Source organism: Neorhizobium sp. T25_27 (assembly GCF_002968565.1).
GTDB classification, from domain to species: Bacteria; Pseudomonadota; Alphaproteobacteria; order Rhizobiales; family Rhizobiaceae; genus Neorhizobium; species Neorhizobium tomejilense.
Genome location: NZ_PVBJ01000001.1, coordinates 141,807 through 154,337, shown reverse-complemented (window position 1 = coordinate 154,337; position 12,531 = coordinate 141,807). Strand labels below are relative to the sequence as shown.

The following is a 12,531-nucleotide window of genomic DNA, read 5'->3' as shown; positions in this document are numbered from 1 at the left end:
TTCAGAAAACCGAAATGTCGGAGGACCGGACATGGCTGAAGATCGGACTGCACAGGAGACCGTCGAGCACACGGAAAAGCGGATGAAAACGGCCCAGCAACCGCCGGCAGGGCCGCATGCCAAGGAGCATCTGATCGACAGGGACAAAACGCCCGGTGCCGGTTCGCTGCCCGAGCCCAATGCGAAAGAGGTGGATGCGGGATCCGATTGACCGGCGCATCCTCCTCCAGCTCTTCATCTGCGACGCCGTAGCGCTTGCCCGTGCGGGCCTGGATCGTTAACACCGCTTGAGACGATCAGAGCGAGCGAGCCAAACGGGCATGGCGGACGAAACCATCACACTTTACGAGGCGATCGGCGGCGACGCGACGGTGCGGGCGCTGGTGAAACGCTTTTACGGCCTGATGGACACGCTGCCGGAAGCGGCTCATTGCCGCGCGGTCCATCCGCCGAGCCTCGAAGGCAGCGAGGCGAAACTCTACGATTATCTGACCGGCTATCTCGGCGGCCCTCCGGTCTATGTGGCAAAACACGGGCACCCAAGGCTACGCTCGCGCCATTTCGGCGCGGCGATCGGGCCTCTCGAACGCGATGAATGGATGCTCTGCTTCCGCCGCGCCATGGACGAGACGATCGAAAACCCGAAACTGCGCGAGATCATCTGGCCGCCGATCGAGCGGCTGGCTTTCCACATGCAGAACAAGGAATAGGCCGTTGCAAAGACTCGACAATATCAGGCCGTTGATTCTGTTTGTGAGCGGCCTGATGGGGGCTGCCGGCGTGGCGCTGGCGGCGGCGGCAAGCCACGGTGGGAATACGGCTATCCTCGGCTCCGCCTCGACCATGTGCCTGGCGCATGCGCCGGTCCTGCTGGCGCTCTATCTCGGCCACCGGCATTTTCGCACGGCAACGCTTGGTGCGCTGGTGCTCGGGCTCGGCACGATCGTCTTCGCGGGTGACCTGGTCTCCCGGCACTATCTCGGCGACCGATTGTTTCCGCTCGCCGCGCCGGTGGGCGGAACAGGGATGATGCTGGGCTGGCTGATCGTGGCGGCCGGGGCGTTTTCCAAGGTAAGGGAAGTTTAAGACCCCTTCTGGCCTGCCGGCCATCTCCCCCAGAAAGAAAAGATAGAGAAGAGGCGCGGTGTCCGCATACTCCCTCTTCTCCCCAGCGGGGAGAAGTGCCGAGCGTATGCGAGGCGATGAGGGGGCCAGGCATTCGGCGACTACGTTATGGCTGCGCCCCTCATCCGACCCTTCGGGCCACCTTCTCCCCGTTGGGGAGAAGAGGGTGGGCCCAATTGAGCCTACCGCTTAAACGCCAGCACCCGAGCGCTTTCAGCCGGAGAAACTTCCGTCTCCGCCCCCCGAACCGTCTTCGGCAGCACCACCACATTGGTCATGTCCGCAGCCGCCTCGGCTCGCCTTGTCAGCAGCGCGTAAAGTTCCGGCACCAGCCCGTCGCCATTCTGTTCGGCGAGCTTGTGCAGGCCGATGAAAAGGCTGGTGTCACGAGGTTCTTCGTTCATCATTGCGTTCCTTCATGGTCTGAAGCGCCCGCTCCAGACTGGATTTTGAGCCGTTGCGAAGCGGCACGAAGGCGACACCGAACTTCTTGCAGCCGGTCTTCACCCTCAGACACGCATCGTGGCTGATACAGTCGATGGGGCAGAAGACGCAGTCGACCGAGGGCAGCACGGTATCGATGCGGGAAACTGCCTCGCGCAAACCGCCGTCGTGGTGGATAAGTTCCGCGCCGAAATTGCTGGCAATCTCCCTCAGGTGCGCCACCTGACAGTCACGGCCGCCGACATAGAGAAAGCTACGGACGTCGGTGACAGCCGGCCCCCGCGTTTCGGCGCCTTTCGGTGCCGCGCCGGAATTGCCGTGTCTGTGCTTCTGCTTCTTGGCCATATGCCCCTCGCCGCCGATTCTGCTGAACCGCAGTTCCTCGATGGCCGGCACCATATTAAAGTTGATTTTCAGAGTAAAGATTAAAGTGGACTCTTTTTATCATGATATATCGGGCGCCCTGATACGGCCCGCCATTTCCAAAAATTTACCGTTTGATAAATTTTTATGCTGTGGTACCTTTTGCCCAATAGTTGTCCATGAATCCATAAAAGAGGGAACTTAGGATGGAACGACTGGGAAACGGTCCGAAGGCCGGAATCGAGGCTGGACGCCTCGCCGCTACCGATTATGAGGCGAATTTCGCCGATCTCCACCCGCGTCTCGACAGGCACGAGGCGCTGGTCGAATCCGATCGCTGTTATTTCTGCTACGACGCTCCGTGCATGACGGCCTGTCCCACCTCCATCGATATCCCGCTGTTCATAAGACAGATACAGACGGGCAATCCGATCGGTTCGGCAAAGACAATCTTCGACCAGAATATTCTGGGCGGCATGTGCGCCCGCGTCTGTCCCACCGAGACGCTCTGCGAACAGGCCTGCGTGCGCAACACCGCCGAGGACAAGCCGGTCGAGATCGGTAAATTGCAGCGTTATTCCACCGACATCGCCATGGAACAGGGCCGGCAGTTCTATAGCCGCAAGGCACCGACCGGAAAGACGGTCGCCGTGGTCGGCGCCGGTCCCGCCGGCCTTGCGGCCGCACACCGGCTCGCCATGCACGGCCATTCGGTGGTGATCCTCGAAGCCCGCGAAAAGGCCGGCGGCCTCAACGAATACGGCATCGCCACCTACAAGGCCGTCGACGATTTCGCCGCCCGCGAGGTGCACTACGTCACGGCGATCGGCGGCATCGAGATCAGGAACGGCCAGGCGCTCGGCCGGGATTTCTCACTTTCCGACCTGACCACGCAATATGACGCCGTTTTCCTCGGCATGGGACTTGCCGGCGTCAACGGCCTCGGCATCGAAGGTGAGGCGCTCACGGGCGTCGAGGATGCGGTCGATTTCATCGCCGCCCTTCGCCAGGCGAAGGACAAGAGCGTGCTGCCGATCGGCCGGCGCGTCGTCGTCCTCGGCGGTGGCATGACCGCCATCGATGCCGCCATCCAGTCAAAACTGCTCGGCGCCGAAGAGGTGACGATCTGCTATCGCCGCGGCAAGGACAACATGAACGCCTCGCCCTACGAGCAGGATCTGGCGACCGCCAACGGCGTCATCATCCGTCATTGGCTGGCACCGAAATCGATCATCGGCAAGGACGGCAAGGTGGCCGGCATCGAGGTAGAATATACCGCGATGCGCGACGGCAAGCTGATCGGCACCGGCGAGACCGGCGTCATCGCCGCCGACCAGATCTTCAAGGCGATCGGCCAGACCTTTTCCGCCTCGGGCCTCGGCGCGCTGCAGTTCGAAAAGGGCAAGATCGTGGTCGATCCGGAAGGCCGCACCTCGCTCGAGGGCGTCTGGGCCGGCGGCGATTGCATCGGCACCGGCGAGGACCTGACCGTCTCCGCCGTCGCGCAGGGGCGTGACGCCGCGGAAAGCATCGCAAAAGCCCTGGCCGCCGCCGCGCGGCCGGCAACCGCAGTCGCTTGAGGGGAGACCAGGACAATGGCTGATATCCGCAATAACTTCGTCGGCATCAAATCCCCCAACCCGTTCTGGCTGGCGTCGGCGCCGCCGACCGACAAGGCCTACAATGTCGAGCGCGCCTTCAAGGCAGGCTGGGGCGGCGTGGTCTGGAAGACGCTCGGCGAGGAAGGCCCGCCGGTCGTCAACGTCAACGGCCCGCGTTACGGTGCCATCTGGGGCGCCGATCGCCGCCTGCTCGGCCTGAACAATATCGAACTGATCACCGACCGCGACCTCTACACCAACCTTCGCGAAATGAAGGAAGTGAAGAAGAAATGGCCGGACCGGGCGATCGTCGCCTCGATCATGGTCCCCTGTGAAGAACAGGCCTGGAAGGCGATCCTGCCGCTGGTGGAAGAGACCGAAGTCGACGGCATCGAGCTCAACTTCGGCTGTCCGCACGGCATGTCCGAGCGCGGCATGGGCTCAGCGGTCGGCCAGGTGCCGGAATATATCGAGATGGTGGTGCGCTGGTGCAAGCAATACACCCGCATGCCGGTCATCACCAAGCTGACGCCCAACATCAGCGATATCCGCCACCCCGCCCGTGCCGCCAAACGCGGCGGCACGGATGCCGTCTCGCTGATCAACACGATCTCGTCGATCATCTCCGTTGATCTCGACACCTTCTCGCCCAACCCATCGGTTGGCGGCAAGGGCAGCCATGGCGGTTATTGCGGCCCGGCGGTCAAGCCGATCGCGCTCAACATGGTCGCCGAAATCGCCCGCGATCCGGAAACCTACGGCCTGCCGATCTCCGGCATCGGCGGCATCACCACTTGGCGCGACGCGGCCGAGTTCCTGGCGCTCGGCGCCGGCAACGTGCAGGTCTGCACCGCGGCCATGACCTACGGCTTCAAGATCGTCGAGGAAATGATCACCGGTCTTTCCGACTGGATGGACGAGAAGGGCCATCGCTCGCTCGACGACATCATCTGTCGCGCGGTGCCCAATGTCACCGACTGGCAGTATCTCAACCTCAACTACATCGCCAAGGCGCATATCGACCAGGACGCCTGCATCAAGTGCGGCCGCTGTCACATCGCCTGCGAGGACACGTCCCACCAGGCGATCACCAGCATGGTCGATGGCGTTCGCCATTTCGAGGTGATGGAAGAGGAATGCGTCGGCTGCAATCTCTGCGTCAACGTCTGTCCGGTCGAGAACTGCATCACCATGGAAGCCCTGCCCGCTGGCGACCTCGACAAGCGCACCGGCAAGGTGGTCGATCCGACCTATGCCAACTGGACCCAGCATCCCAACAACCCGATGGCAAGGCAAGCCGCCGAGTAGGCCATATCCTATGCCCCGGTCAGCTCGGCCGGGGCATTTTCGTTCTGGCGCTCCTGATCAGCGATGCCATCCGGTCACGGGCGAGCGCGGCCCTGTCGAGCTTGAGGTGTTCGCTGAATTCCACGGAGCCGTGTTCAGGCGTATTCAGGAGACAGCGGTAGTGCATGCCGCCCTCCCCGTCGCTTTCCGCCTCGACCGTTGGCGACGGCAGGCGGTCGGGGTCGATACGCTCCTCGTCATGGGTCCAGAGCCAACGGCGGGTGACGATCCAGCTGCCATCGCTCTCCTGCCGGACCGAGACGATCGGCCGGGCAAGGGATCCGGACGCGAGCCAACCGCCCAGTCCCCAGAAGAAGGCGAGGATGAGCGCCCTGAACGGCTCTTGCGCTACGCCGCTGTTGCGGAAAAACACCCAGGTCATCAATCCGAGAATGGCGAACCAGGCGACGATGAAAAGCCAGCCGTATAGCGGCCGCAGGTTCCTAAAAAGCAGTCTCTCCATGGCTTTTGCCTCCCAAGACTTCTTTCGATGCGGCGATTATATCACGACCCCGGGGCGTATGCGAATTGCCTGGAGACGGGTGTACGAACGCAAAGAGGCCCGGCGGTTGCCGGGCCTTCTTCGTCTGTGTGTAATGCAGGTTAGCTCGGGCGGTTTGCGCCTTCAAAATAGTCGCCGCGGCCGATCGGAGCCGGGATCTGGTTGGCGTTCTGCTGGTCCTTGGCGATGCTGCCGGTCTGAACGTGATCGACGGTAGCGGAAGCCTTGGAGGCGCCTTCGTAATAGTCGCCTTCGGCCAGAGCGACGGAAGCGAACGAGGCCGAAGCGATAAGGGCTGCGGCGATAGCGGAAGTGATCTTGGTCATGGTGGTAGTCCCTTCAGAGTGACCCGCGGCTTTCAGTTTGCGACCTGGCCTGCGGAGATTGTTTCGGTATCTTGAATGAGCTGCAGTTAGTTCGGGCGGTTGGCGCCGTCGAAATAGTCGCCGCTGTTGACGTCGGCCTGGACCTTGTCGTTCTGGCTGATGCTGCCGGTGCTGATGCGGTCAACGGTGGCCGAAGCAGCAGGAGCGTTCTGGACGCCCTGGTAATAGTCGCCTTCAGCGAGGGCGACGGAAGCGAACGAAGCCGAAGCGATCAGGGCTGCGGCGATGGCGGAGGAAATTCTGTTCATTGTCTTCTTCCTTGATGTGGTAGGCCTGAGTTTCCTCGAAGCCCCTCTCTGTGTGTTTGATCTTGTCTTTCGAAGCTCGTTGCCGCGCTTCTGATGCTCAAGATGGTGCAAGTCGGCCGCCGGGAATAGACAGCAAGTTGCAGACGTATTGTTCGCAAATACTGAACGACTTAGATTTTATCGTTCACACAAGGCGCGCACTTACGTGGGATATGGCCAAGGGATCAGCGGGAGCTGTCTTCAGCGGGCTCGTTCAACAGGTCGAGCATTGCGCGCAGCGCCCGGGTGACGTGCCGCTCGCCATGGAAGATCGCCGAGAACTGACGGAGCGGCATCGGGAAATCGGCAATATGAAGCCGGCCGGAGAAGGAGTGAGACGATGCTGCCCGGCTTGAAAGCACCGTGGCGCTCAACCCCGCCTCCACCGCCGCCATCGCCGCTTCGTTCGACGGCATTTCAAGGACAACGGACAATGATTGCGGCTCGATGCCGAGATTGAAGAGCTGCGCCTCGAAAGCCGAGCGTGTACCGGATCCCTGTTCGCGCATGATCCAGTTGGTTTCGAGAAGGTCGCTGGAGCGGATCTTGCGACCGTCCGCCCAGGGATGGCGGCTGCCCACGACCAGCACCAGCCGGTCCTCCGCCACCTTGCGGCGTTTCAGCCCCGCCAGAAACACCTCGCCTTCGACGACCGCCAGTTCCGCCGCCCCGGTCAGCACCGCTTCGGCTGCGCTCTGGGTATTGCCGACGGTGAGCCGCAGGTCGACGCGCGGAAACCGCTCGTGATAACTGACGAGGCGAGCCGGCAGCCAGTAGCTCGCGACGGTCTGGCTGGCATGGATCCGCAGGATGCCCGAGGCCGACCCGCCGAGATCGGCAAGCACGTGCTCGGCGGTCTGTGCCCGCTCCAAAACGGCGCGCGCCTCCGGCACGAATAGTTTTCCCGCTTCGGTGAGCTCGATCCGCCGCCCGACCCGGTTGAACAGGATCACGGCATGCCGCGCCTCCAGCGCCGAGACCGCCGCACTCACCGCCGACTGGGTGAGGTTCAGCGCCTCCGCCGCACGGGTCACATGTTCGCGCGCGGCGACTTCCAGAAAAATTCGAAGCTGATCGAGGGTCATTGTCCAAAACCATTCGCTTTTATCGAACGATATCAGAAAACTTATCAATTGGATTTGTGTTTCTGCAAAAGAGAGAATGATTTTCGACGAATAGAGACACTCTTGGAAAAATCATGAAGCCGATCCAGCCGACTGCGGAACAGCGCACCCACCTCTCCTCGCCCCATTGGTCGGCTTTTGCCCAGCTTCTTCCAGGACTTCTCCTGACCGCCGCAATCGCGACGGTCGCCCTCACCGTCCGCAACCTGACCGGATGGATGGCGCTGAGCCCGCTCATCCTGTCGATCGTCTTCGGCATGCTGATCCGCAATCTGGCCCCTGTCCCGGTGGCCGTCGAGCCCGGCATCGGCTTTTCGCTTAAGCGCATCCTGCGCTTCGGCATCGTGTTGCTCGGCTTGCAGGTGACGGCCGGCCAGATCCTCTCGCTCGGCGGCGCCGGCCTTGCCATGGTGGCCCTGACACTGGTGACCACCTTCGTGGCGATCCGCTTGGTCGGTCGGGCCATGGGTGTCGACCGGTCGCTGACCGACCTGATCGCCGCCGGCACCTCGGTCTGCGGCGCCTCGGCGGTCATCGCCGCCAATACCGTGGTGCGCGGCAAGCAGGAGCATGTCGCCTACGCGGTCGCCTGCGTGACGCTGTTCGGATCGCTGTCGATGCTTGCCTATCCGCTGCTCGCCACGCCGCTCGGGCTCGACGCACGCGGTTACGGATTGTGGAGCGGCTCCACCATCCACGAAGTCGCGCAGGTGGTGGCCGCCGCCTTCCAGGGCGGCGATGTCGCCGGACAGTTCGGCACCATCTCCAAGCTCGCCCGCGTCGTCATGCTGGCACCGCTGATCATGACGCTCGCCCTCGCCATGCGCTCCGGCGCGGAAGGCCCCTCGAAGGCCTCGGCGCCGATGCCATGGTTCGTACTCGGGTTTATCGGGATGATGCTGGTCAACAGCGCGGTCGCCATTCCGGCAGAAGTGAGCCAGACGCTCGTGACCGCGACCAGCTTCCTCCTGTCCATGGCACTGGCGGCCATGGGACTGCAGACCGATATCCGGAAGCTGAAGGCGGAAGGCTGGCGGCCGCTCGCGCTCGGCGCGTTCGGCTGGCTGTTCATCGCGGTTTTCGGCTACGCGATGCTGAAGCTGTTCGCGTTCTGAGGAAGATCAGATCGAAGGGATGGGGCCGCGTCATCCAATGGCGCGGCCTTTTCGTCATCTATAGTCAGCAGGGTTTCGGCTGATCGTTCTTGGGCTCGGAATCCCGCACCGCCTCGTCGTGGTACCAGCAATTGGTATCGACAACGCTCAAGGCAACGTCATGGATTCCGGTCGGCACGGTCCGGCCATCCTCCAGCCGCCGTCTTGGGCGGACCGGAAACTGGTAGATCGTTGCTGACTCACGATGGATGTGAATTGCCATCCTATCGTCTCCTAACTTCAAAAGTGCATCCAAACACGCACAGAGCACAAATCTGCACATTTTTTGTGCTTATTGCATGATTTTATATCATTTTCCCGACTCGCGCTAGGCGCTAATTTAGCGGCAGCGCGGTCCCCGCGATCTATTTTGCTCGCAGGAACCTCCGGCGGGGAAACGTGTGCCAACCGACCCGGGTTCCGAGCAATCTGGATAGAACCTTTAAAACTCGGAGATTTCATGAGACCGTGCTGATCTACGGGACCTTTAGTCCCTCTCAGCGCTCCGCCTGCGGCCCTTCGTTCACACTTTTTTAATCCAAAACCGTCGCCCCGATGCAAACTGGCACGGGAAATGCGTTCTTCTGGTTACCCCGGAGGCGCGGTATCGTTGCGATGCCGCTTCCTCAGGATGGCTCAACCATGAACGTCACGGCCTGAGAGATAAAATATGACCAAGTATAAGCTCGAGTACATCTGGCTCGACGGGTACACCCCGGTACCGAACCTGCGTGGCAAGACGCAGATCAAGGAATTCGACACCTTTCCGACGCTCGAACAGCTGCCGCTGTGGGGCTTCGACGGTTCGTCGACCATGCAGGCCGAAGGCCGCTCGTCCGATTGCGTGCTGAAGCCGGTTGCGCTTTATCCGGATCCGGCCCGCACCAACGGCGCGCTGGTCATGTGTGAAGTCATGATGCCGGATGGCGTCACGCCGCATGCGACCAACGCCCGCGCGACCATCCTCGACGACGAGGACGCCTGGTTCGGTTTCGAGCAGGAATACTTCTTCTACCAGAACGGCCGCCCGCTCGGCTTCCCGGAACAGGGTTACCCGGCTCCGCAGGGCCCGTATTACACCGGCGTCGGTTACTCGAACGTCGGTGACGTCGCCCGCGAAATCGTCGAAGAGCATCTCGACCTCTGCCTGGAAGCCGGCATCAACCACGAAGGCATCAACGCCGAAGTGGCCAAGGGCCAGTGGGAATTCCAGGTTTTCGGCAAGGGCTCCAAGAAGGCCGCCGACCAGATCTGGATGGCACGCTACCTGCTGCAGCGCCTGACTGAAAAGTACGGCATCGACATCGAATACCACTGCAAGCCGCTCGGCGACACCGACTGGAACGGCTCAGGCATGCACTGCAACTTCTCCACCAAATACATGCGCGAAGTTGGCGGCAAGGACTATTTCGAAGCGCTGATGGCTGCTTTCGACAAGAACCTGATGGACCACATCGCCGTCTACGGCCCGGACAACGACAAGCGTCTGACCGGCAAGCACGAAACGGCTCCGTGGAACAAGTTCTCCTACGGCGTTGCCGACCGCGGTGCCTCGATCCGCGTGCCGCATTCGTTCGTCAAGAACGACTACAAGGGCTATCTGGAAGACCGCCGTCCGAACTCCCAGGGCGACCCCTACCAGATCGCTTCCCAGGTTCTGAAGACGATCGCCGAAGTCCCCACCAACCGGGCTTCCGCCGCAGCCTGATACCAGGCCCGGCAATCGGTAGATGAGAAGACGCCGGCCTCAGCGCCGGCGTTTTTCGTTTTCGGACTTACGAAGGAATTTCAGGCGTTGCGCGCCCGCAGCCCGTCTATGAAGAGCTGCTCCAGAAACCGCGCCGCATCCTCGAAACGCCCCTCGCCCGCATAGTCCTGGCCGAGCACGGCGCGCACCTGCACGTCGAAGTCGGCATAATGCTGGGTCGTCGACCAGATCGAGAAGATCAGGTGGTAGGGATCGCATTTGGCGATCTTACCGGACCGCGCCCAGGCGCGGATCACCTCCGCCTTTTCATCGACCAGCGCCTTCAGCGGGCCTTTCAGCTCATCCTCGATATGCGGCGCGCCCTGCAACACCTCGTTGGCGAAAAGCCGGCTTTCGCGGGGGAAATCGCGGGCCATTTCGAGCTTGCGGCGGATATAGGAGCGGATCTCGGATTCAGGGTTGCCCTCCGCATCGAACGCCCGCAACGGCTCCAGCCAGGTGAACAGGACCCGGTCGATCAGGTGACGGTGGATCGCCTCCTTGGTACGGAAATAATAGAGCAGATTGGGTTTCGACATGCCCGCCGCATCGGCGATCTGGTCGATCGTTGCGCCGCGGAAACCGTTCTGGGAAAACACGTCGAGCGCCGCTTCGAGGATGCGCTCCTCCTTCTCCTCCTGAATGCGGGTGCGTCTCTGCGTCTTCGCCGCCCTTGGGATGGCCATGCCTGTCCTTGCCCTCTTCCGCGTCCACCCGGCGCTTTGGAAATTCCTCTGGATTTTTCGTGATTTTCGTCTTGAGTGGAGCCGAGGAAATTGTAATGTTTTACCAAGCGGTCAAATTATCGGCGACAAGCAGAATAAACGCAATGCCGATCTTCGCATGCCTCTTTTTCAAAGCAGGCGCGCGGAGGACCATGGGAACGAAAAGCATGCCGCCCGCACGGGTGGCCGTGAAAACAGGCGAGGACTGAAAAATGGTGGCAGCACCCGGCGAGAACTTGCGCATCAACGGCGATCGTCTGTGGGACATGCTCATGGACATGGCGAAGATCGGCCCCGGCATAGCCGGCGGCAACAATCGCCAGACGCTGACGGATGCGGACGGCGAAGGCCGCCACCTCTTCAAGACATGGTGCGAGGCCGAAGGAATGACGGTCGGCGTCGACAAGATGGGCACGATGTTCGCCACCCGCGCCGGCACCGATCCGGATGCGCTGCCGGTCTATGTCGGCAGCCATCTCGACACCCAGCCGACCGGCGGCAAATATGACGGCGTTCTCGGCGTGCTCGGCGCGTTGGAAGTGGTCCGCACCATGAACGACCTCGGGATCAGGACGAAACATCCGATCGTCGTCACCAACTGGGCGAACGAGGAAGGCGCGCGTTTCGCACCTGCCATGCTGGCATCGGGCGTGTTCGCCGGCATTCACTCGATCGACTACGCCTACGGCCGCAAGGATCCGGACGGCAAGACCTATGGCGACGAACTGAAGCGCATCGGCTGGCTCGGCGACGAGGAGGTCGGCGCCCGAAAGATGCATGCCTATTTCGAATACCATATCGAACAGGGGCCGATCCTCGAGGCGGAGAACAAGCAGATCGGTGTCGTCACCCACTGCCAGGGACTGTGGTGGCTGGAATTCACGCTGACCGGCCGCGAAGCACATACGGGCTCGACGCCGATGAACCTGCGCGTCAATGCCGGCCTTGCCTTCGGCCGCATCCTCGAAATGGTGCAGGCGGTGGCGATGTCCGAACAGCCGGGCGCCGTCGGCGGCGTCGGCCAGGTGTTCTTCTCGCCCAACTCCCGCAACGTGCTGCCGGGCAAGGTGGTGTTCACCGTCGACATCCGCACGCCCTCCCAGGAAAAGCTGGACCGGATGCGGGCGACGATCGAGAAACAGGCGGCCGAGATCTGCGAGCCCCTGGGCGTCGGCTGTTCGGTCGAGGCGGTCGGCCATTTCGATCCGGTGACCTTCGACCCGGTCCTGGTCGGCCGGGTCCGCGAAGCGGCCGAAAAGCTCGGCTACAGCCATATGAACATCATCTCCGGCGCCGGCCACGACGCCTGCTGGGCCGCCAAGGTGGCGCCCGCGACGATGATCATGTGCCCCTGCGTCGGCGGACTTTCGCACAACGAGGCGGAGGAGATCTCCAGGGAATGGGCGGCAGCCGGCGCGGATGTGCTGTTCCATGCCGTGCTGGAGACGGCGGAGATTGTGGAGTAGCATTGCAACCGCCACCTTGAGACAGGAAACGGACAATGGGACGACCGAGGGAAATATCACCCGAAGAACGGGCAGAACTGATCCGCCAGGGATACCGGCCGATCGAGATCTGGGTGCCGGATCTGACCAACGAAGCTTTCCGCCGGCAGGCGGAGGAAGAAATGCGCCGGATCGCAGAAGCGGATGCAAAGGAAGACATTGAGGACTGGATCGAAGCCGTTGGCCCAACGGATTGGGACAAGCCGAGAGGTTGAGCCGAG

17 protein-coding genes are annotated in these 12,531 nt (G+C 62.0%); 9 read left to right on the top strand and 8 right to left on the bottom strand.

Annotation, left to right across the window (positions count from 1 at the left end; translation table 11 throughout):
* The first annotated feature begins 31 nt into the window (after nucleotides 1-31).
* The 3 genes from C5J24_RS00825 (at nucleotide 32) to C5J24_RS00815 (ending at nucleotide 1,086) form a co-directional block, all read left to right on the top strand.
* The gene (locus C5J24_RS00825; RefSeq protein WP_046635211.1) at nucleotides 32-211 is read left to right on the top strand and encodes a hypothetical protein; all 180 of its coding nucleotides are present in this window, start codon (nucleotides 32-34) and stop codon (nucleotides 209-211) included.
* Nucleotides 212-320: 109 nt separating this feature from the next.
* Entirely contained in the window at nucleotides 321-710 is a 390-nt protein-coding gene (locus tag C5J24_RS00820; RefSeq protein ID WP_105414861.1) for a group II truncated hemoglobin, read from the top strand.
* 55 nt (nucleotides 711-765) lie between these two features.
* On the top strand, nucleotides 766-1,086 hold the full coding sequence (locus C5J24_RS00815; RefSeq protein ID WP_245446532.1) for a DUF423 domain-containing protein: 321 nt from the start codon (nucleotides 766-768) through the stop codon (nucleotides 1,084-1,086).
* 221 nt (nucleotides 1,087-1,307) lie between these two features.
* On the opposite strand, the gene C5J24_RS00810 is transcribed toward C5J24_RS00815, so the two are convergent.
* A complete protein-coding gene (locus tag C5J24_RS00810) occupies nucleotides 1,308-1,529 on the bottom strand; it encodes a hypothetical protein (RefSeq protein WP_105416539.1) in 222 nt (73 codons plus the stop codon).
* Nucleotides 1,510-1,914 (bottom strand): DUF2325 domain-containing protein, encoded by a 405-nt coding sequence (locus C5J24_RS00805; protein WP_105416537.1) that lies wholly within the window; start codon nucleotides 1,912-1,914, stop codon nucleotides 1,510-1,512. Before C5J24_RS00805 ends, C5J24_RS00810 begins: the two co-directional genes overlap by 20 nt.
* 224 nt (nucleotides 1,915-2,138) lie before the next feature.
* Here C5J24_RS00805 and C5J24_RS00800 point away from each other — a divergent pair, with 224 nt between their 5' ends.
* On the top strand, nucleotides 2,139-3,512 hold the full coding sequence (locus C5J24_RS00800; protein WP_105414857.1) for an NAD(P)-dependent oxidoreductase: 1,374 nt from the start codon (nucleotides 2,139-2,141) through the stop codon (nucleotides 3,510-3,512).
* A 15-nt stretch (nucleotides 3,513-3,527) separates the two neighbouring features.
* Nucleotides 3,528-4,841 (top strand): NAD-dependent dihydropyrimidine dehydrogenase subunit PreA, encoded by a 1,314-nt coding sequence (preA, locus tag C5J24_RS00795; RefSeq protein ID WP_105414855.1) that lies wholly within the window; start codon nucleotides 3,528-3,530, stop codon nucleotides 4,839-4,841.
* 19 nt (nucleotides 4,842-4,860) lie between these two features.
* On the opposite strand, the gene C5J24_RS00790 is transcribed toward preA, so the two are convergent.
* The 4 genes from C5J24_RS00790 to C5J24_RS00775 all read right to left on the bottom strand — a co-directional run bounded on the left by C5J24_RS00790 (nucleotide 4,861) and on the right by C5J24_RS00775 (nucleotide 7,140).
* Entirely contained in the window at nucleotides 4,861-5,343 is a 483-nt protein-coding gene (locus tag C5J24_RS00790; RefSeq protein ID WP_105414853.1) for a hypothetical protein, read from the bottom strand.
* 140 nt (nucleotides 5,344-5,483) lie between these two features.
* Entirely contained in the window at nucleotides 5,484-5,708 is a 225-nt protein-coding gene (locus C5J24_RS00785) for a hypothetical protein (protein WP_105400365.1), read from the bottom strand.
* Nucleotides 5,709-5,794: 86 nt separating this feature from the next.
* Nucleotides 5,795-6,016, bottom strand: a complete 222-nt coding sequence (locus C5J24_RS00780) for a DUF680 domain-containing protein (RefSeq protein ID WP_105414851.1) — start codon at nucleotides 6,014-6,016, stop codon at nucleotides 5,795-5,797.
* A 224-nt stretch (nucleotides 6,017-6,240) separates the two neighbouring features.
* On the bottom strand, nucleotides 6,241-7,140 hold the full coding sequence (locus tag C5J24_RS00775; RefSeq protein WP_105414849.1) for a LysR substrate-binding domain-containing protein: 900 nt from the start codon (nucleotides 7,138-7,140) through the stop codon (nucleotides 6,241-6,243).
* A 113-nt stretch (nucleotides 7,141-7,253) separates the two neighbouring features.
* Here C5J24_RS00775 and C5J24_RS00770 point away from each other — a divergent pair, with 113 nt between their 5' ends.
* Nucleotides 7,254-8,294 carry a YeiH family protein gene (locus C5J24_RS00770; protein ID WP_105414847.1) on the top strand — a complete coding sequence of 347 codons (1,041 nt, stop codon included), beginning with the start codon at nucleotides 7,254-7,256 and terminating at the stop codon, nucleotides 8,292-8,294.
* A gap of 64 nt (nucleotides 8,295-8,358) precedes the next feature.
* On the opposite strand, the gene C5J24_RS00765 is transcribed toward C5J24_RS00770, so the two are convergent.
* Complete coding sequence (locus C5J24_RS00765) at nucleotides 8,359-8,556, bottom strand: DUF2735 domain-containing protein (RefSeq protein WP_105414845.1); 198 nt, start codon at nucleotides 8,554-8,556, stop codon at nucleotides 8,359-8,361.
* A gap of 447 nt (nucleotides 8,557-9,003) precedes the next feature.
* On the opposite strand from C5J24_RS00765, the gene C5J24_RS00760 reads away from it, so the two are divergent.
* Nucleotides 9,004-10,041: a glutamine synthetase beta-grasp domain-containing protein gene (locus C5J24_RS00760; protein ID WP_038544528.1), complete on the top strand. Its 1,038-nt coding sequence runs from the start codon at nucleotides 9,004-9,006 to the stop codon at nucleotides 10,039-10,041.
* A gap of 80 nt (nucleotides 10,042-10,121) precedes the next feature.
* Here the strand turns inward: C5J24_RS00760 and C5J24_RS00755 are convergent, their stop codons facing one another.
* The gene (locus C5J24_RS00755; protein ID WP_105400362.1) at nucleotides 10,122-10,766 is read right to left on the bottom strand and encodes a TetR family transcriptional regulator C-terminal domain-containing protein; all 645 of its coding nucleotides are present in this window, start codon (nucleotides 10,764-10,766) and stop codon (nucleotides 10,122-10,124) included.
* Nucleotides 10,767-11,017: 251 nt separating this feature from the next.
* On the opposite strand from C5J24_RS00755, the gene C5J24_RS00750 reads away from it, so the two are divergent.
* A complete protein-coding gene (locus C5J24_RS00750) occupies nucleotides 11,018-12,271 on the top strand; it encodes a Zn-dependent hydrolase (protein WP_105414843.1) in 1,254 nt (417 codons plus the stop codon).
* 35 nt (nucleotides 12,272-12,306) lie between these two features.
* Nucleotides 12,307-12,525 (top strand): antitoxin MazE-like protein, encoded by a 219-nt coding sequence (locus C5J24_RS00745; protein ID WP_105414841.1) that lies wholly within the window; start codon nucleotides 12,307-12,309, stop codon nucleotides 12,523-12,525.
* Nucleotides 12,526-12,531 lie beyond the last annotated feature (6 nt).